At 71.3% G+C, this 17488-nt stretch carries 17 protein-coding genes and 1 riboswitch; of the genes, 4 read left to right on the plus strand and 13 right to left on the minus strand.

The features are described from left to right. Positions 1-11: 11 nt before the first annotated feature. On the minus strand, positions 12-1502 hold the full coding sequence (lysX, locus tag AWQ71_RS28520; RefSeq protein WP_084259396.1) for a bifunctional lysylphosphatidylglycerol synthetase/lysine--tRNA ligase LysX: 1491 nt from the start codon (positions 1500-1502) through the stop codon (positions 12-14). 99 nt (positions 1503-1601) lie between these two features. Here lysX and AWQ71_RS42025 point away from each other — a divergent pair, with 99 nt between their 5' ends. Beyond that, the gene (locus tag AWQ71_RS42025; RefSeq protein ID WP_157570627.1) at positions 1602-1751 is read left to right on the plus strand and encodes a type II toxin-antitoxin system VapB family antitoxin; all 150 of its coding nucleotides are present in this window, start codon (positions 1602-1604) and stop codon (positions 1749-1751) included. Here AWQ71_RS42025 and AWQ71_RS28525 read toward each other — a convergent pair. From AWQ71_RS28525 to AWQ71_RS28540, 4 genes are all read right to left on the minus strand, one after another. Continuing rightward, positions 1730-2512, minus strand: coding sequence for a type III pantothenate kinase (locus tag AWQ71_RS28525; RefSeq protein ID WP_067138542.1), 783 nt, complete (start codon positions 2510-2512; stop codon positions 1730-1732). The genes AWQ71_RS42025 and AWQ71_RS28525 overlap by 22 nt on opposite strands. Before the next feature lie 46 nt (positions 2513-2558). Next, positions 2559-5114 (minus strand): L-aspartate oxidase, encoded by a 2556-nt coding sequence (locus tag AWQ71_RS28530; protein WP_067138544.1) that lies wholly within the window; start codon positions 5112-5114, stop codon positions 2559-2561. Positions 5115-5210: 96 nt separating this feature from the next. Continuing rightward, positions 5211-6059 (minus strand): pantoate--beta-alanine ligase, encoded by an 849-nt coding sequence (panC, locus tag AWQ71_RS28535; RefSeq protein ID WP_067138546.1) that lies wholly within the window; start codon positions 6057-6059, stop codon positions 5211-5213. Next, complete coding sequence (locus AWQ71_RS28540; RefSeq protein ID WP_067138548.1) at positions 6050-6940, minus strand: Rossmann-like and DUF2520 domain-containing protein; 891 nt, start codon at positions 6938-6940, stop codon at positions 6050-6052. Before AWQ71_RS28540 ends, panC begins: the two co-directional genes overlap by 10 nt. A 212-nt stretch (positions 6941-7152) precedes the next feature. Here AWQ71_RS28540 and AWQ71_RS28545 point away from each other — a divergent pair, with 212 nt between their 5' ends. Further along, positions 7153-8115, plus strand: coding sequence for an SAM-dependent methyltransferase (locus AWQ71_RS28545; RefSeq protein WP_067138550.1), 963 nt, complete (start codon positions 7153-7155; stop codon positions 8113-8115). Here the strand turns inward: AWQ71_RS28545 and AWQ71_RS28550 are convergent. Further along, positions 8099-9304, minus strand: coding sequence for a cytochrome P450 (locus tag AWQ71_RS28550; RefSeq protein ID WP_067138552.1), 1206 nt, complete (start codon positions 9302-9304; stop codon positions 8099-8101). The genes AWQ71_RS28545 and AWQ71_RS28550 overlap by 17 nt on opposite strands. A gap of 120 nt (positions 9305-9424) precedes the next feature. Then, a riboswitch (SAM riboswitch) is annotated at positions 9425-9540 on the plus strand. Positions 9541-9587: 47 nt separating this feature from the next. Here AWQ71_RS28550 and AWQ71_RS28555 point away from each other — a divergent pair. Continuing rightward, positions 9588-10859, plus strand: a complete 1272-nt coding sequence (locus tag AWQ71_RS28555; RefSeq protein ID WP_067138554.1) for an aminotransferase class V-fold PLP-dependent enzyme — start codon at positions 9588-9590, stop codon at positions 10857-10859. Between the two features lie 62 nt (positions 10860-10921). Continuing rightward, the gene (locus tag AWQ71_RS28560) at positions 10922-12112 is read left to right on the plus strand and encodes an NADH-quinone oxidoreductase subunit D (RefSeq protein ID WP_067138556.1); all 1191 of its coding nucleotides are present in this window, start codon (positions 10922-10924) and stop codon (positions 12110-12112) included. A 6-nt stretch (positions 12113-12118) separates the two neighbouring features. On the opposite strand, the gene AWQ71_RS28565 is transcribed toward AWQ71_RS28560, so the two are convergent. From AWQ71_RS28565 to ftsH, 7 genes are read right to left on the minus strand one after another with little or no spacing between them, the layout of a single operon-like run. Then, positions 12119-12568: a DUF3180 domain-containing protein gene (locus AWQ71_RS28565; RefSeq protein WP_067138558.1), complete on the minus strand. Its 450-nt coding sequence runs from the start codon at positions 12566-12568 to the stop codon at positions 12119-12121. A 19-nt stretch (positions 12569-12587) separates the two neighbouring features. Further along, a complete protein-coding gene (gene folK, locus AWQ71_RS28570; RefSeq protein WP_067138560.1) occupies positions 12588-13088 on the minus strand; it encodes a 2-amino-4-hydroxy-6-hydroxymethyldihydropteridine diphosphokinase in 501 nt (166 codons plus the stop codon). Next, positions 13085-13456: a dihydroneopterin aldolase gene (gene folB, locus AWQ71_RS28575; RefSeq protein ID WP_067138563.1), complete on the minus strand. Its 372-nt coding sequence runs from the start codon at positions 13454-13456 to the stop codon at positions 13085-13087. The genes folK and folB overlap by 4 nt, the downstream gene beginning before the upstream one ends. Then, positions 13453-13872, minus strand: a complete 420-nt coding sequence (locus AWQ71_RS28580) for a nuclear transport factor 2 family protein (protein WP_067138565.1) — start codon at positions 13870-13872, stop codon at positions 13453-13455. The genes folB and AWQ71_RS28580 overlap by 4 nt, the downstream gene beginning before the upstream one ends. Beyond that, complete coding sequence (folP, locus tag AWQ71_RS28585) at positions 13859-14716, minus strand: dihydropteroate synthase (RefSeq protein ID WP_067138566.1); 858 nt, start codon at positions 14714-14716, stop codon at positions 13859-13861. Before folP ends, AWQ71_RS28580 begins: the two co-directional genes overlap by 14 nt. A 44-nt stretch (positions 14717-14760) precedes the next feature. Then, positions 14761-15348: a GTP cyclohydrolase I FolE gene (folE, locus tag AWQ71_RS28590; protein ID WP_067138568.1), complete on the minus strand. Its 588-nt coding sequence runs from the start codon at positions 15346-15348 to the stop codon at positions 14761-14763. Positions 15349-15350: 2 nt separating this feature from the next. Next, positions 15351-17351, minus strand: coding sequence for an ATP-dependent zinc metalloprotease FtsH (ftsH, locus tag AWQ71_RS28595; protein ID WP_067138570.1), 2001 nt, complete (start codon positions 17349-17351; stop codon positions 15351-15353). Positions 17352-17488: the final 137 nt, after the last annotated feature.

The following is a 17488-nucleotide window of genomic DNA, read 5'->3' on the forward strand; positions in this document are numbered from 1 at the left end:
GCCCTCTCCGCTCAACCGAGCGGTCTGACCAGGGGGAACAGGATCGTCTCGCGGATGTTCCGCCCGGTGAAGGCCATGATCATGCGGTCGATCCCCAGACCCACCCCGCCCGTGGGCGGCATGCCGTACTCCAGGGCCCGCAGGAAGTCCTCGTCGAGCCGCATGGCCTCCGGGTCGCCGCCCGCGGCGAGGAGGGACTGCTCGGTGAGGCGGCGGCGTTGCTCGACCGGATCGACCAGCTCGGAGTACGCGGTGCCCAGCTCGGTGCCGAACCCGATGAGGTCCCATTTCTCGGCGAGGAGCGGATCGTCCCGATGCGGGCGGGTAAGCGGCGAGGTCTCCCGGGGGTAGTCCATGACGAACGTCGGCTGGATCAGGGTGTGCTCCACGAGCTTCTCGAAGATCTCCTGAACGAGCTTGCCCTGCCCCCAGCCGGAATCCCAGTCGACCCGCCGCTGATCCGCATATTTCCGTACTTGTTCCAGCGGGGTGCGCGGGGTCACCTCGTCGCCCAGGGCGTCCGACACCGCGCCGTAGAGCGTCGTGCGCGGCCACTCGGGCGGCCCCAGGTCGATCTCCTCGCCGCCGTGCACGACGACCGCAGTGCCCAGCGCGGCCACGGCCGCCTGCTGGTACATCCTCCGGGTCAGGTCCGCCATGTCGTTGTAGTCGAGATACGTCCCGTACGCCTCCAACATGGTGAACTCGGGGTTGTGCGTGGCGTCCACGCCCTCGTTCCGGAAGTTCCGGTTGACCTCGAAGACCTTCTCCAGGCCGCCGACCACCAGCCGCTTGAGGTAGAGCTCGATCGCGATGCGCAGGTAGAGGTCCATGTCGTACGCGTTGATGCGCGTGCGGAACGGCCGGGCCGCCGCGCCGCCGTGGATCGGCTGCAGCATCGGCGTCTCGACTTCGAGATAGCCCTCGCCGTGCCAGAAGTCGCGGACGGCCCGCACGGCGGCGCCGCGGAGCCGTGCCATCCGCCGGGCCTCGTCGTTCACGATCAGGTCCACGTAGCGGAGGCGGACCCGCGACTCGGGGTCGGTGAGCCCGGCGTGCTTCTCCGGCAGCGGGCGCAGGCACTTGGCGGTGATCTGCCAGCGCTCCGCCAAGACCGACAGCTCGCCCCGGCGCGAGGTGACCACCTCGCCCTCGACACCGATGTGATCCCCGAGATCGACATCGCGCTTCCAGGCGGCCAGCGACTCCTCGCCGATCCGGTCGAGCGACAACATGATCTGCAGATCGCCCGAGCCGTCCCGGATCGTGGCGAAGCACAGCTTGCCGGCGCTCCGCGACAACATCACCCGGCCCGCGACGCCCACCCGGTCACCCGTCGCGGCGCCCGGCCCGAGATCGCCGTACTTCTCCCGGACCTCGGCGACGGTGGCGGTGCGCGGGAAGTTCACCGGGTAGGGATCGATGCCCTCGGCCCGCAGCCGGTCCAGCTTCGCTCTCCGGACCCGCATCTGCTCGGGCGCCCCGTTGAGGTCGTCACTCACAGTCAAAAGGCTAACGACCGCGCCCCCGCCCGATCCGGTACGGCTACGCTTCGCGAAAATCTATGCGCGTTAAGTGACGAATGTTATAAAGTCGCCAGCGTGATACGAATGTCGATCGACGTGGACGACGAACTACTCGCCGACGTCATGCGCCAGCTGCCCGAGATGTCCACCGAAGAGGTCATCGAGCACGCCCTGCGGCGGCTGATCTATCCCCGTCTCGCCTCTCAGCCGGTGTTGCGGGCGTAGATCAGCCGCAGGCCGATCAGCGTCAGCCACGGCTCGTGGACGTCGATCGTGCGCGCCTCACTGACCACGAGGGGCGCCCCGGTGCCCGTGGCGACCACCGTGACGTCCTCGCGCTCCTCGGCCAGCTCCGCCGCCATCCGCTCGACGATGCCGTCCACCAGCCCGGCGAAGCCGTACACGATGCCGGACTGGAGCGCCTCCACCGCGTTCTTGGCGATGACCGAGCGCGGCCGAATCAGCTCGACCTTGTGCAGCTGGGCTCCGGCCGACGCGAGAGCGTCCACGGAGATCTCCACGCCGGGAGCGGTCACCGCGCCGATGTACTCGCCGCGTGCGGAGACCGCGTCGAACGACGTCGCCGTACCGAAGTCGACGATCACGCACGGCCCGCCGTACAGCGTGGTGGCGGCCAGCGCGTTGACGATGCGGTCGCTGCCGACCTCCTTGGGGTTGTCCATCCGGACCGGAACGCCGGTCCGGACGCCGGGCTCGACGACGACGGCGTTGACGTCACCGAAGTAGCGCCGGCACATGTCGCGCATCTCGTTCAACACCGACGGCACGGTGGAGCAGATCGCGATGCCGCTGATGTCGGCGTCCTTGAGCAGCGGCGACTGGTTGAGCAGCCCCTGCAGGATCACGGCGATCTCGTCCGCGGTGCGCCTGGGGTCGGTGGCGATCCGCCAGTGCTCGATGACCTCTTCACCCTCGAACAGGCCAAGCACCGTATGGGTGTTGCTGACATCGATGGTGAGAAGCATGCCCCGATTATGCACTCTGTCGATCAATCCCTCACCACAGCCGCGTTCAGAGGGCACCGGACCGGTCCGCCTCGCGCAGGTCCAGGGCGATGTCCAGCGCGGGCGCCGAATGCGTCAGCCCGCCCACGGCGAGATAGTCCACCCCGGTCGCCGCGACGGCGGCCGCGGTGTCCAGGGTCAGGCCGCCGCTCGACTCCAGTCGCGCCCGGCCGTCCACCAGGCGTACGGCCTCGGCCAGCTGCTCCACGGTGAAGTTGTCGAGCAGGATCTCCTCGGCGCCCTCGGCCAGCACCGGCTCGATCTGGTCGATGCGGTCCACCTCCACCTCGATCGGCAGATCGGGGTAGGCCCGCCGTACGGCGCGGAAGGCCTCGGCGACCCCGCCCGCCGCGACGACGTGGTTGTCCTTGATCAGCGCGGCGTCGTGCAGCCCCATGCGGTGGTTGACGCCGCCGCCGCAGCGCACCGCGTACTTCTCCAGCACGCGCAGGCCGGGCAGCGTCTTGCGGCTGTCGCGGATCCGCGCCGTCGTGCCCGCGACGGCGTCCACCCACCGCCGCGTCAGCGTGGCGATGCCGGAGAGGTGGGTGAGGAAGTTCAGCGCGGTGCGTTCGAGCGTCAGCAGGTCCGCGGTCAGGCCGCGCACGGTCATCAGGACGTCGCCGCGGGCCACCCGGTCGCCGTCCTTGGCGCGCCGCTCGTCGGTCACCCCGCCGGGGGCGTGCCGGAACACCGCCTCCATGACGGCCAAACCCGCCACCACGCCGTCCGCGCGGGCGACCACGTCCGCGACGGCGGTCTGGTCGGCGGGGATCGTGGCGGCCGAGGTGACGTCCCGCAGTCCGGCCAGGTCCTCGGTGAGGGCCTCGTTCACCAGCGCGAGCAGGCGCGCCGGATCGACGCCGAGCCCGGCGAGCTCGGCGGACAGCTCTTCCGGGAGCTCCGCCGGCCGGTGACCGGGCCGCTCCTCGTGGGCCGCGTGCCGCATGAACAGTCCTTCCTCTTCCAGGGTGACGTCGATGTGCGACCGCCAGTGGTGGTCGTCGCGCGCGGGGTGGTCCTCACGCCAGTGCGATCCGCGCGTCTCGTGCCGCTCGGTGGCCGCGCCGGTCAGGGCGCACGCCACGGTGAGCAGGTTCGTGGCCTCCCACGACTCGGTGCACGGCTCGACCGCGACCGGGGTCCACAGCGCTCCCGACAGCGCCCGGGACACGTCGATCAGGCTCCGATCGCTGCGCAGCACGCCCGCGCCGCGGCTCATGTGGTTCTGGATCCTGGGCCGGGTGCGCGGATCGACCAGCCCCTCGGGGTGTCCGTCGTCGACCGGCTCGCCGGGCTCCGCGGGCGCCGCCACCAGGTCGCGAGCGATCCGCTCCGCGAAGACCAGCCCTTCGAGGAGCGAGTTGGACGCGAGGCGGTTGGCCCCGTGAACGCCGGTGCAGGCGACCTCTCCGCAGGCGTACAGGCCGGGGACGGTGGTGCGGCCGCGCAGGTCGGTGCGTACGCCGCCGCTCGCGTAGTGGGCCGCGGGGGCGACCGGGATCGGCTCGGTCACCGGGTCGATGCCGTGCTCGCGGCAGACGGCGAGGATCGTGGGGAAGCGCGCCCGCCACTTCTCCTCGCCGAAGTGCCGCGCGTCGAGGTGGACGTGGTCCGCGCCGGTCTCCCGTATCTTCCGCGTGATGGCCTTGGCCACGACGTCCCGCGGCGCGAGGTCCGCCAGCTCGTGGACGCCGTGCATGAAGCGCTCGCCGTCCGCGTCGATCAGCACCGCCCCCTCGCCGCGTACGGCCTCGGACACGAGGGGCTGCTGGCCGGTGGAGTCCTCGCCGAGCCACAGGACCGTGGGGTGGAACTGGACGAACTCGATGTCCCTGACGACGGCCCCGGCGCGCAGCGCGAGGGCGACGCCGTCGCCGGTGGACACGACCGGGTTGGTGGTGGAGGCGTAGACCTGGCCCATGCCGCCGCTCGCCAGCACCACGGCGCCCGCCCGCGCCGCGCCGACGCCGTCCCGGGCGCCCTCGCCCATGACGTGCAGGGTCACGCCGCAGGCCCGGCCGTCGCCGTCCTTGAGCAGATCGAGCGCGAGGGCGTGCTCGATGACCTCGATGCGGGGCTCGGCCGCGGCCGCCGCGACAAGGGCCCGCTGAACCTCCGCGCCGGTGGCGTCGCCGCCCGCGTGGACGATCCGATTGCGCCGGTGGCCGCCCTCGCGGGTGAGCTGCAGCTCGCCGCGCGCGTCGCGGTCGAAGCGGGCCCCGCGGTCCATCAGCCGGCGCAGCGCGTCCGGCCCCTCGGTGACGAGGACGCGTACGGCCTCCTCGTCGCAGAGCCCGACGCCGGCGACGAGCGTGTCCCTGAGATGCTCGCCTGGGGTGTCCTCGGGGTCGAGCACGGCGGCGATGCCGCCCTGGGCCCAGCGGGTCGAGCCGGCCGACAGCGTGTCCTTGGTGACGACCAGCACCTTCCCCTCGGGGGAGAGCTCGGTGTAGCGGAGCGCCAGGGTCAGCCCGGCGATGCCGGAGCCGATCACGACGACGTCGGCGTGGACGGTCCAGCCGGGGGCGGGTGCGGTGAGCCTTCTCGGAATCGCCACCATCGGGGGTTCCCCTTTCGTCAAGATGACGATAACGCCCCAAGGATACGCGGAACCACGGGCCCCCCTCCAAACCGCAAAGGCAGGGGATCTCCCAGATCAGGCGAGGTGAACGGTGATGTTGTCGATCAGCCGGGTGGTCCCCACCTTGGCCGCCACGGCCAGGATCGCCTCGCCGCGGTGCTCCTCGCCGACGGGCGCGAACGTCTCCGGATCCACGAGCACCAGGTAGTCCAGAAGCAGCGGAGGCGACAGCCGCGCCGCCTCGTCCACCACGGCCCGCGCCGCGTCGAGCACCCGGTACGGGGTCGTCTGGGCGGCTCCGGCGCGCAGCGCGCGGGACAGGTGCAGGGCGGTGCCCCGGTCGGCGTGCGACAGGAAGCGGTTGCGGCTGGACAGAGCCAGCCCGTCCCCCTCGCGTACGGTGGGCGCGCCGACGACCGAGACCGGCACGTTGAGGTCGCGGACCATCCGCCGGATGAGGGCGAGCTGCTGCGCGTCCTTCTGTCCGAAGATCGCGACATCGGGCTGGACCAGGTTGAACAGCTTCAGCACGACGGTCAGCATCCCGTCGAAGTGGCCGGGCCGGAACGCGCCCTCGACCGTGGCGCCCATCGCCCCGGCGGACACCCCCACCTGGTGGCCCTCGGGGTACATCTCCTCGGCCGGCGGCGCGAAGACCATCCGTACGCCCTCCTCCGCACAGACCTCCAGGTCGGTCTGCAGCGTGCGCGGATAGCGGGTGAAGTCCTCGGACGGGCCGAACTGCAGCGGGTTGACGAAGATGCTCACCACCACGTGCTCGGCGTGCTCGTGGGCCAGCCTCATCAGCGAGCGGTGGCCGAGATGCAGCGCCCCCATCGTCGGGACCAGCGCGAGCCGGCCGGGGCCGATGGCCTCCCTCGCCTTGGCGAGCTCAGCACGGTCGCCCGCGACGATCACGTCCATATGTTCCCTCCCAGCGCGTCCAGGAGGCGCTCGGCCGTCTCGGGCTTGAGCAGCCCGGCGGCGAGCGCCCGGTCGGCGGTGAGCCTAGCGAGGGCGACATAGGCGTCCGCCGCCTCGGGTGCCGCAAGGATCAACGCGTCCACGTGCTTGCGCACCGTGCCGGCGTCTCCGCGCACGACAGGGCCGGTCAACCCGGCGATGCCGAGACGCAGCACGTTGTCCAGCGCGGCCCCGAGCAACGGGCCCAGCATCCGGCCAGGATGCTCGACACCGATCCGCGACAGCAACTCCTGCGACTCGGCGATCAGCGTGACCATGTGGTTGGCCGCGCCCGCGATCGCGGCGTGGTAGAGCGCGCGATCCTGGTCGGCGATCCACACCGGCTCCGCGCCCATCTCGATGACGAGCGCCTCGGCCACCGGCCGCAGCATCACCGGCGCGGTCACGCCGAATGACGCGCCGGTGAGCCGGGTCAGGTCGTCCTCCCGGCCGGTGAACGTCATGACCGGGTGCAGCGCCAGCGGCAGCGCCCCCGCCTCGGCCGCCGGATCGAGCACGGCCAGGCCGTACGCGCCGCTGGCGTGGACGAGGAGCTTGCCGCGCAGGTCGGCGCCGGTCGCGGCCAGCCCGGACACCAGGTCGGGCAGCACGTCGTCGGGAACGGTGAGGAGCACCAGGTCGGCGCACCTGAGCACGTCCTCGGGCCGGCTCAGCTCGACGCCGAGCCGCTCCGCGGCCCGCCTCCTGGACGAGTCGGAGACCCCGCTGGCCGCGACGATCCTGTGGCCCGCCTGGGCGAGCGCGGCCCCGAGGACCGAGCCCACGCGTCCCGCGCCGAGCACCCCAACGGCAAGCCGCCCGGGGCGGTCACCTGTATCCATGACGCCTCCCTCCGGCCCAGCGTAACGGCGGCGGGTATCACTCCGCCGCCGTGCCCGCAGCGTTTGACGGCCTCGCTGCGCTCGTATCTATTTGCGCTCGCTGTGTTTATTTGCGCTTGCTTCGCTCGCGCGGGCTCGGGGCGCCCCCGCAGATCTTGCCCTGATCGGCCGCCGCCTAATACCCCGCCCGTAGGGCGGTAACGTCGGTCGGCGTGTGGGTCACCTGGCGGGAGGCAACGCGGCGGGCGTTGTACGGCGACGGCGGTTTCTACCTGCGCGAACGACCCGGCCGGCACTTCCGCACGTCGGTCCACGCGTCGCCGGCCTTCGCCGAGGCGGTGCTGCGCCTGCTCGGGGAGGTGGACGAGGCCCTCGGGCGCCCTCCGGCGCTCGATCTGGTCGACGTCGGCGCGGGGGACGGCGCGCTCGCCGCGTCCGTGCTCGCGCTGGCCCCGCCCGAGCTGGCCGGGCGGCTGCGGGTCACCGCGGTGGACCTGTCGCCGCGCCCCGACGGCCTGGACGGCCGGGTGGCCTGGGCGCCGGCCGTGCCGGACGGGGTGACCGGGCTGATCTTCGCCAACGAGTGGCTCGACAACGTGCCGGTGGACGTGGCGGAGCTGACGCCGGACGGGCCGCACCTGGTTCTGGTGGATCCGCGGACCGGCGAGGAGCGGCTCGGGCCCGCGCCGGACGAGCGCGACCGCGCCTGGCTCGCGCGCTGGTGGCCGCTGCGAGCCGCGGGCGACCGCGCCGAGATCGGCCGCCCCCGCGACGAGGCGTGGGCGTCCCTGTTCGTACGGCTCGCACGCGGGACCGCAGTCGCGGCGGATTACGCACACCCTGTGGACGACCGCCCGCCGGCCGGGACTCTGGCGGGCTATCGCGACGGCGGCGCGGTGCGTCCCGTGCCGGACGGGTCGTGCGACATCACGGCGCACGTCGCCCTGGACGCGTGCGCCGCGGCGGGAGAGCGGGCGGGCGCGCGGGCGACGACGCTGACCACACAGCGCGCGGCCCTGCGGCGGCTGGGCGTCACCGGAGCCCGGCCGCCGCTCGCGCTCGCGCACACCGACCCGCTGGACTACCTGCGGGCGCTGCGACGTGCCTCCGAGGAAGCCGAGCTGATCGACCCGGCCGGGCTCGGGAGGTTCGGCTGGCTCAGCCAGTCACGCTGACCTTGAGCGACTCGAGGCCGCGGATGATGTAACCCGGCTTCCAGACGGGCTCCTCGACCAGCTCGATCGTCTTCGCCGTGTCGAGCAGCGCCGAGAAGGATTCCACCAGCTCGACCCGGGCCAGCGGGGCGCCCAGGCAGAAGTGGATGCCCGCGCCGAATGAGATGTGCGGGTTGTCCACCCGGCCGATGTCCAGCCGGTCGGGGTCGGCGAAGGCCTCGGGGTCCCGGTTGGCCGAGCCGAAGAGCAGCCCGACCTCCACGCCGCGCGGGATGGTGACGCCGCCGATCTCGATGTCCTCGAGCACCCACCGCTCGAACATCTGCAGCGGGGTGTCCCAGCGCAGCAGCTCCTCGATCGCCGTGGGCATCAGGCTCCGGTCGTTCCGCAGCCGCTCCAGCTCCCCGGGGTTGCGGAACAGGGACCACCAGCCGTTGCCGGTGACGTTCACCGTGGCCTCGTGGCCGGCGTTGAGCAGCAGCACGCAGGTGCCGATCAGCTCGTCCTCGGTCAGCCGGTCTCCGTCGTCCACGACCTGGGCGAGCGCGGAGATCAGGTCGTCGCCCGGGCGCTCCTTGCGCGCCGTGGCCAGCTCGCGCAGGTAGTCGGCGAACTCCTTCGCCGCGCGTACGGCGGTGTGCTGGGCCTCCAGCGAGGGGTTGAGCTCGTACATGCCGCAGATGTCGGCGGACCAGGGCCGGAGCAGGTGCCGGTCGGCCTCGGGCACGCCCAGCATCTCGGCGATCACGGTCACCGGGAGCGGCTCGGCCACCTCGGCGAGCAGGTCGCCGCCGCCGCGCTCGACCAGCCCGTCCACCAGTTCTCTGGCGATCTTGCGGACCCGGGGGCGCAGCGCCTCGACCATCCGGGGCGTGAACGCCTTGGACACCAGGCGCCGCAGGCGGGTGTGGACGGGCGGCTCGACGTCGAGCATGCCGGCCCGGACCACCCGCCAGAAGGGGTCCTGGAACTCCGGTTCGGGTTCCCGGCCGAACGCCTCGTGCGAGGCCACGTGGAGATAGGAGCGGCCCAGCCGCCGGTCACGCAGCATCGCGTTGACGTCGGCGTGGCGGGCGATCAGCCACTGGCCGGTCGGCTCGAAGAAGCTGACCGGGTTGTTCTCCCGCAGATCGGCGTAGACGCCGTACGGGTGGGCCACGAACTCGGGATTCCAAGGATCAAACTTCACAAAGCAACCATACGGAGCATTTCCCCTGGTCGCATCACCTGGACCCCCGCCACAGACATCACATTTCGGGCAAGTGTCAGCTTGCGGCGTCGGGGTGCGGGTGGGCTATAGTGCCGCACAGGTCATGAGTGCCAGCGCAAAGCCCCGGCTTGCTGGCCGGCAACCCTCGCGTCCGCGGCGGGGTGCCCCGGGTGAGGACCAGGTCCGGCGCGAGGCGCGCCGGGCAAGCGCGGGCTCCGCCATCGACGCCACGGCCGGGGTCCCTGACCCGAGGAGGCCGTCGTTGCCCGTCCTGTTGCTCCCCGCCGCCACCCCCGCCGCCCCGGCCCGGCCGATCCCCGCCGTCCTCGGCGCCGACCTCCAGGTGCCGGTCAAGGGCGGGCGGCTGGTGCCGTACGCGAATCTCGACTACGCGGCGAGCGCGCCGTGTCTTGAGCCGGTGAGCGCCGCCGTCGCCGCCGCGCTCCCGGCCTACTCCAGCGTGCACCGCGGCGCCGGATACGCCTCCCAGCTCACCACCGAGAGGTACGAGCGGGCGCGGCACACGGTGCGGGCCTTCGTCGGCGCCCGCACCGACGACGCGGCGATCTTCACGCGCAACACGACCGACGCGATGAACCTGCTCGCCCGCTGCCTCCCCGAGGGGACCACGGTCGTCGTCTTCGACACCGAGCACCACGCCTCGCTGCTGCCCTGGCCCAACGTGGTACGGCTCGCGCCCCCGGCCTTTCCCGGCGAGGCGATCCGGGCCGTGGACGAGACGCTGGCCGAGATCGAGGGTCCGGCGCTGCTGGTCGTCACCGCCGCCTCCAACGTGACCGGCGAGCTGTGGCCGATCGCCGGGCTGGCGCACATCGCGCACCGGCACGGCGCCCGCATCGCCGTGGACGCCGCCCAGCTCGTCCCGCACCGGCGGCTCAACCTGGCCGCGCTCGACCTCGACTATGTGGCGTTCTCCGGGCACAAGCTCTACGCGCCCTTCGGCGCCGGGGCCCTGATCGGCCGGCCCGACTGGCTCGCCGCGGCGGAGCCGTACCTGCTCGGCGGGGGCGCGGTCACCTCCGTCGGCGCGGACGGCGAGGAGACGCTGTGGAGCGACGACCCCGAGGTGCGCCACGAGGCCGGCACCCCCAACGTGCTCGGCGCCGTCGCCCTCGCCGCCGCCTGCGACGCGCTGACCGCGACCGGCTGGACCAGCCTCGTACGCGAGGAGGAGCGGCTGGTGACCCGGCTGCGCGCCGGCATCGCGGGCATCGAAGGAGTGCGTGAGCTGTCCCTCTGGGGTCCGGACCACCCCAGGGTCGGCATCGTGTCGTTCACGGTGGACGGCCTGACCGCCCGCGAGGCGGCCGAGGCCCTGTCCGCCGACCACGGCATCGGCGTACGGGACGGCAAGTTCTGCGCCCACCCGTTCGTCCGCCACCTGCTCGGGACCTCCGACGGCGGCTGCGAGGACGGCACGGCCAGCGCCGTACGCGCGTCGATCGGGATCGGCACGACGGACGAGCATGTGGACCGGCTGATCGAGGCGCTGCGCGCCCTCGCCACACAGTGAGCGGGCGTTTCCTCCTGAAACACGCATTCTGAACCGCGTCCAGGCGTGGGAGCATGGGCCGTATGACAGGAGAGCCTCGGGCCGCGGGCGCGTTCCAGGAACGCGTGGTGGGCGTCGGGTCGGGCGCGGGAGCGGTCGCGCCCCGTGAGCTGGCCACCGAGGACATGGTCCTCAACATCGGACCACAGCACCCCTCGACGCACGGCGTGCTGCGGCTGCGGATCACCCTGGACGGCGAGCGCATCGTCGCCGCCGAGCCCATCGTCGGCTACATGCACCGGGGCGCCGAGAAGCTGTTCGAGGTGCGTGACTACCGCCAGATCATCGTCCTGGCGAACCGGCACGACTGGCTGTCGGCGTTCGCCAACGAGCTGGGCGTCGTGATCGCGGTCGAGCGGATGCTCGGCATGGAGGTCCCGCGCCGCGCGATCTGGGCACGCACCCTGCTGGCCGAGCTCAACCGGGTGCTCAACCACCTGATGTTCCTCGGGTCCTATCCGCTGGAGCTCGGCGCGATCACCCCGGTCTTCTACGCGTTCAACGAGCGCGAGACGCTGCAGCACGTCATGGAGGAGATCTCCGGCGGCCGCATGCACTACATGTTCAACCGCGTCGGCGGCCTCAAGGAGGACCTGCCGCTCGGCTGGCTCGACCGCACCGCCCGCGCCGTCGCCGACGTGCGGCGCCGCCTTCCCGACATCGAGAACCTCATCTCCGGCAACGAGATCTTCCTCGCCCGGACCAAGGGCGTCGGCGTCCTCTCCCCCGAGACGATCATGCAGTACGGCGTCAGCGGGCCGATCGCCCGCGCCTCCGGCGTCGACTTCGACCTGCGCAGGGACGAGCCCTACCTCGCGTACGGCGAGCTGCCCGTCCAGGTGGTGACCAGGACGGCGGGCGACTGCCACGCCAGGTTCGAGGTGCTGCTCGACCAGGTCAAGGTCTCCCTCGATCTGGCGGACGCCTGCCTGGAGCGGCTGCGGGAGCTTCCGCCCGGCCCGATCAACCAGCGGCTGCCGAAGATCCTCAGGGCCCCCGAGGGCCACACGTACGCGTGGACCGAGAGCCCGCTCGGCATCAACGGCTACTACCTGGTGTCCCGGGGCGAGAAGACCCCGTGGCGGTTGAAGCTGCGCAGCGCGTCGTTCAACAACATCCAGGTGCTGCGCGAGATCCTTCCGGGCAACCTGGTGGCCGACATGATCGCGATCCTCGGCTCGATGTTCTTCGTCGTCGGAGACATCGACAAGTAGCGGATCTCAGGTGTGGTCCTTCGGCTCGCCCGGCACCCGGCAGCAGTGTTCGAGGAAGAGCGCCGCGCAGATCAGCACGACGCACGAGGCGAACGAGCCGCCCGCGACGAACGCGTCCTGCCGCGGCTGGGGCAGGTCGAGCAGGTTCAGCACGTGGAACACGAAGCCCGCGAACACCCCGGCGAACGCCGCGCCCGTGTGCGCGGTGGCCTTCGCCAGGGCGGCCAGCCGGGCGACGGCGAGCGGCTCCGGCGGCTTGGTGCCCGGCCTGCGGCGGATCCTGGCCCGGGTCAGCCAGCCGGTGTAGCCCTCCCCGAGCGCGAGCAGCAGCAACGTCGGGATCGCGCTCCAGGGCACCGTCGGGAGGACCGAATAGGTCTTCTGCAACAGGCCCCAGGTGATCAGCGCGAACACCGCCACCAGGCCGACCAGCACGCCGGGGTTGCTGGGCTTCACGCGGGCTCCTCGAACGACATCAGGCGGGGGGCTCCAGGGAGAGGTCCTCGCGCGGCCGTACCCCGGTCTGGTCGAGCCCGGCGAGCAGGTCCGCCACCGCTCCGTGCCCGGGGATCGTCGCGTCCGGGTCGGCCCGCGACCAGGGGACCAGCACGAACGCCCGCTCGTGCGCCCGGGGGTGCGGGAGCGTGAGCTCGGGGTCGTTCGAGACGATGCCGTTCACCATGATCAGATCCACGTCCAGCGTGCGCGGCCCGTTGCGCACGAGGCGCACCCGGCCGAAGGCGTTCTCGACGCCCTGGGCGCGTTCGAGGAGCGTCCGCGCGTCCAGCATGGACTCGGCCACGACGACCGCGTTGAGGTAGGGCCCCTGGTCGGGCCCGCCGACCGGGTCGGTCTCGTAGACGGGGGACACGGCGACGAAGGTCAGCCCCGGAGCGTCGAAGAGAGCGTCGAGCGCCCCCTGGAGGTTGTCCATCCGGCGGCCGAGATTGCTGCCGAGCGCGAGCACCACCCTCATGACCGTCCCCTCCTGATGGTCACCACCACGTCGTCGAACGGCAGCGGGATGGGCGCGGCCGGCTTGTGCACGCTCACCTCCGCCTCCTCGACCAGGTCGTAGGAGAGGCAGACGGCGGCCAGACGCTCGGCGAGGGTCTCGATGAGATCGACCGGCTCACCCTCGACCGTCTCGACCAGGCGTACGGCCAGCGCGCCGTAGTCGACGGTCTTGGTCAGGTCGTCCCCGGCGGCGGCCGGCGCGGTGTCGAGGAACAACGTCGCGTCGACCACGAACTCCTGGCCCAGCTCGCGCTCGGCGGGCAGGACGCCGTGCCGGCCCCGCGCCCGCAACCCCACCAGACGGACGCTGTCCCTTGGGCGGCTCACTCTTCCTCCTCCTCGTCCTCGCTCTGCAGGACGGGGGAACCGTGGTAGAGCCACAGACGCCAGCCCTCGGGCGTGCGGACATAAGTGCTGGTCGCGACCACCCGGCCGGCGGCGAACCCGGCCTCGTCGGTGTCCGCTGCGGTCAGGATGTTCTCCGCGCAGGTGAGCACGGCCACGTCACCGAGCACAGAGGTGCACACGTCGGTCAGCACGAACTGGATGTACGGCGTGTTCGCCATGATCAGAGCCCACGAGCGCAGCACCTCGGCCCGACCGCTGAGCATGGGCCAGCCGGGGTGGACGCACATCGCGACCCGATCGCCCGCGTCCTCGACCCAGATCTCCGACATCCGGTCCAGGTCGCCGCTCTCGATCGCGTCATAGAACTGCTGGTTGAGCTCCTCAACGGCCTTCATCGGCTGCCTTCCAGGCGGCGGCCACGCGTACGGCGTCCGCGTTGGGCCCGACCTGGTGGACGCGGACGCACCAGGCGCCCTCGCGCGCGGCGAGCGCGGTGACCGCCAGTGTGGCGTCGTCGTTGCGATCGAAGGGACGCGGTCTGCCCTCGGCGTCCGCGAGCAGCCGTCCGATGAAGCGTTTGCGCGACGCGCCGATGAGCACCGGGCGCCCCAGCTCGTCCAGCCGGCGGATGCCGGCCAGCAGCGTCCAGTTGTGCTCGGGGTTCTTGGAGAAGCCGAGCCCAGGATCGACGACGATCTGCTCCTCACGCACGCCCTCACCGAGCACCGAGTCGACCCGCTTGCGCAGCTCCTCGACCACCTCGGTGACGACGTCGCCGTACATGGCGCGGCTATCCATGTCGTGGCTGTGGCCCCGCCAGTGCATCACGACGTACGGCACGCCCGTCGCGGCGACGACCCGGGGCATCGCCGGATCGGCCAGGCCCCCGCTCACGTCGTTGACGAGGGCCGCGCCCGCCTCGACGGCCGCCTCGGCGACCTCGGCCCGCATGGTGTCGACACTGACCGTCACGCCCTCCTGCCGGAGGGCGCGGATCACCGGCTCGACCCGGCGCAGCTCCTCCTCCAGAGAGACGCGGGCGGCGCCGGGGCGGGTGGACTCGCCGCCGACGTCCACGATGTCCGCGCCCTGGGCGACCAGCTCCAGCCCGTGGGCGACAGCGGCGTCCAGGTCGAACCACTGCCCGCCGTCCGAGAAGGAGTCGGGGGTCACGTTGACCACGCCCATGACCAGGCAACGCCCGGGGGCGGGCATACCGGGCACGTGGTGTGTGGTCATGCTTCCCTCCTCTTCCGTGACGGAGGTGACGAACGGAATCCGGATCAGTTGCGCCCGAGGATCAGCGACATCGCCTCGGCCCGCGTGCTCTCGCTGGTGCGGAAGTCGCCCCTGACCGCGGAGGTGATGGTCTTGGCCCCCGGCTTGCGGACTCCGCGCATGCTCATGCACATGTGCTCGGCCTCGATCACGACGATCACGCCGCGCGGTTCGAGCACCCGCATCAGCCCGTCGGCGATCTGCGACGTCATCCGCTCCTGGACCTGGGGGCGGCGGGCGTAGACGTCCACCAGCCGGGCCAGCTTGGACAGCCCGGTGATCTGCCCCTTGGCGTTCGGCGTGTATCCGACGTGAGCCACACCGTGGAAGGGCAGCAGATGGTGCTCGCAGGTCGACATGACCTCGATGTCCTTGACCAGCACCATCTCGTCATGGTCCGCGTCGAACATCGTGGTGAGCGCGTCCTCGGGCCGCTGCCCGAGGCCGGCGAACTGCTCGGTGTAGGCGCGGGCGACCCGGGCCGGGGTGTTGCGAAGACCGTCCCTGTCGGGATCCTCGCCGATGGCGAGGAGGATCTCCCGGACGGCCTTCTCGATCCGGCCCTGGTCCACCTGGTGGGGCTCCACCGTCACGGTCAGGCCTCGTCCTTCTGCGGCGCCTGCTCGTTCATCCAGGGTGCGGGGCTGCCGGCGGGCAGAGCCTGCCCGTTGCCGTTCGCCCGCTCCTTCGGCGTGATCACCGGCGGCCGATCGGACGGGAGGCGCTTGCCGTATCCGGCGTAGGAGGGACGCTTCTCCTTGACCTGGATCGGCGCGAAGACCTGGAGCACCTGCTCGCGGGAGAGGGTCTCCTTCTCCATGAGTTCGAGCACGAGGTTGTCGAGCACGTCACGGTACTGGACGAGGATCTCCCACGCCTGGTCGTGCGCGGACTCGATGAGCCGGCGGACCTCTTCGTCGATCGTGGAGGCGATCTGCTCGGAGTAGTCGCGCTCGTGGCCCATCTCGCGGCCGAGGAAGACCTCGCCGTTGCCGCTGCCGAACTTACGGGCGCCGAGCTTCTCGCTCATGCCGTACTCGGTGACCATGCGGCGGGCGATGGAGGTGGCCTTCTCGATGTCGTTGGAGGCGCCCGTGGTGGGCTCGTGGAAGACGAGCTCCTCCGCGGTGCGGCCGCCCAGCAGCATGGCGAGCTGGTCCATCATCTCGGACCTGGTCGCCAGGAACTTGTCCTCCATCGGCAGCGTCATCGTGTAACCGAGGGCACGGCCGCGGGACAGGATCGTGATCTTGTGAACCGGGTCGGAGTTGGGCAGCGCGTGCGCGACCAGGGCGTGACCGCCCTCGTGGTACGCGATGATCTTCTTTTCCTCGTCGGACATCACGCGGGACTTGCGCTCGGGGCCCGCCATCACGCGGTCGATGGACTCCTCAAGGGTGTTCATCGAGATGAGCTTCTGGTCCTGACGGGCGGTCAGCAGCGCCGCCTCGTTGATCACGTTGGCGAGGTCGGCTCCGGTGAAGCCCGGCGTCCGCCGCGCGATGACGTCGAGGTCGACGTCCTGGGCGAACGGCTTGCCGCGCCCGTGGACGCGGAGGATGCCCTTGCGGCCCTCAAGGTCGGGGCGGTCGATGACGACCTGACGGTCGAAGCGGCCGGGACGCAGCAGCGCCGGGTCGAGGATGTCGGGCCGGTTGGTCGCGGCGATGAGGATCACGCCGCCCTTCACGTCGAAGCCGTCCATCTCGACGAGGAGCTGGTTCAGCGTCTGCTCGCGCTCGTCGTGCCCGCCGCCGAGACCGGCGCCGCGGTGGCGGCCCACCGCGTCGATCTCGTCGATGAAGATGATCGCCGGGGCGTTCGCCTTCGCCTGCTCGAACAGGTCGCGCACACGGGAGGCGCCGACACCGACGAACATCTCGACGAAGTCGGAACCCGAGATCGAGTAGAACGGCACTCCCGCCTCGCCGGCCACGGCCCGGGCGAGCAGGGTCTTACCGGTGCCGGGCGGGCCGTACAGCAGGACGCCCTTGGGGATCTTGGCGCCGATCGCCTGGAACTTGGCCGGGGCCTGCAGGAACTCCTTGATCTCCTGGAGCTCCTCGATGGCCTCGTCGGCGCCCGCGACGTCGGCGAACGTCGTCTTGGGGGTGTCCTTGGTGATCAGCTTCGCCCGCGACTTACCGAAGTTCATCACCCGGGAGCCGCCGCCCTGCATCTGGTTCATGATGAACAGGAAGATCAGGACGATGATGATGATCGGCAGGAAGCTGACCAGCAGGCTGACCAGGAAGTTCTCCCTGGGGACCTCGACGGTCCAGCCCTTGGATGGGTTGGCCTTCGCCAATGCCTCGGTCAGCTGGACACCCTGGCCCTGCACCCAGGGGGCCTGGATGCGGTCGACGGACTTGCCGGCGACATCGATCGGCTTCAGCAGCGTCAGCTCGACGCGCTGGTCTTTGTCCACGACCGTGGCGTTCTTCACGTTGCCCTGCTGAATCTGCTGGACAACAGTAGAAGTATCAGCTGTGGCGTAATTGCCGTCACCGTTGAACATCGTGGTGACGAGCAGGAGAAGCACGACGATGCCCAGGATCCACAGTAGTGGCCCACGTGTAAATCGCTTGAGATCCATCCGTTGCGGAACCCCGGCGGGCCCGTCCCTTCCTGACCAAGGCCTGGCCCCGGGCGGAACCCGGGTCGCGGCATCCCTCGCCGCTCCTACTGACTACCCGCAGGTAACCGAATGGCACCCCGCAGATATCCGAAGGT

The sequence above is a fragment of the Microtetraspora malaysiensis genome (genome assembly GCF_001528665.1).
Lineage (GTDB): Bacteria > Actinomycetota > Actinomycetes > Streptosporangiales > Streptosporangiaceae > Microtetraspora_A > Microtetraspora_A malaysiensis.

What these genes read in the sequence shown, in the direction of transcription:
- AWQ71_RS28525 (WP_067138542.1), bottom strand. Translation starts at nt 2,512, where the DNA reads ATGCTTCTCACCATCGATGTCAGCAACACCCATACGGTGCTTGGCCTG.
- ftsH (WP_067138570.1), bottom strand. Translation starts at nt 17,351, where the DNA reads ATGGATCTCAAGCGATTTACACGTGGGCCACTACTGTGGATCCTGGGC.
- folP (WP_067138566.1), bottom strand. Translation starts at nt 14,716, where the DNA reads ATGACCACACACCACGTGCCCGGTATGCCCGCCCCCGGGCGTTGCCTG.
- AWQ71_RS28580 (WP_067138565.1), bottom strand. Translation starts at nt 13,872, where the DNA reads ATGAAGGCCGTTGAGGAGCTCAACCAGCAGTTCTATGACGCGATCGAG.
- panC (WP_067138546.1), bottom strand. Translation starts at nt 6,059, where the DNA reads ATGGACGTGATCGTCGCGGGCGACCGTGCTGAGCTCGCCAAGGCGAGG.
- AWQ71_RS28560 (WP_067138556.1), top strand. Translation starts at nt 10,922, where the DNA reads ATGACAGGAGAGCCTCGGGCCGCGGGCGCGTTCCAGGAACGCGTGGTG.
- AWQ71_RS28530 (WP_067138544.1), bottom strand. Translation starts at nt 5,114, where the DNA reads ATGGTGGCGATTCCGAGAAGGCTCACCGCACCCGCCCCCGGCTGGACC.
- AWQ71_RS28540 (WP_067138548.1), bottom strand. Translation starts at nt 6,940, where the DNA reads ATGGATACAGGTGACCGCCCCGGGCGGCTTGCCGTTGGGGTGCTCGGC.
- folK (WP_067138560.1), bottom strand. Translation starts at nt 13,088, where the DNA reads ATGAGGGTGGTGCTCGCGCTCGGCAGCAATCTCGGCCGCCGGATGGAC.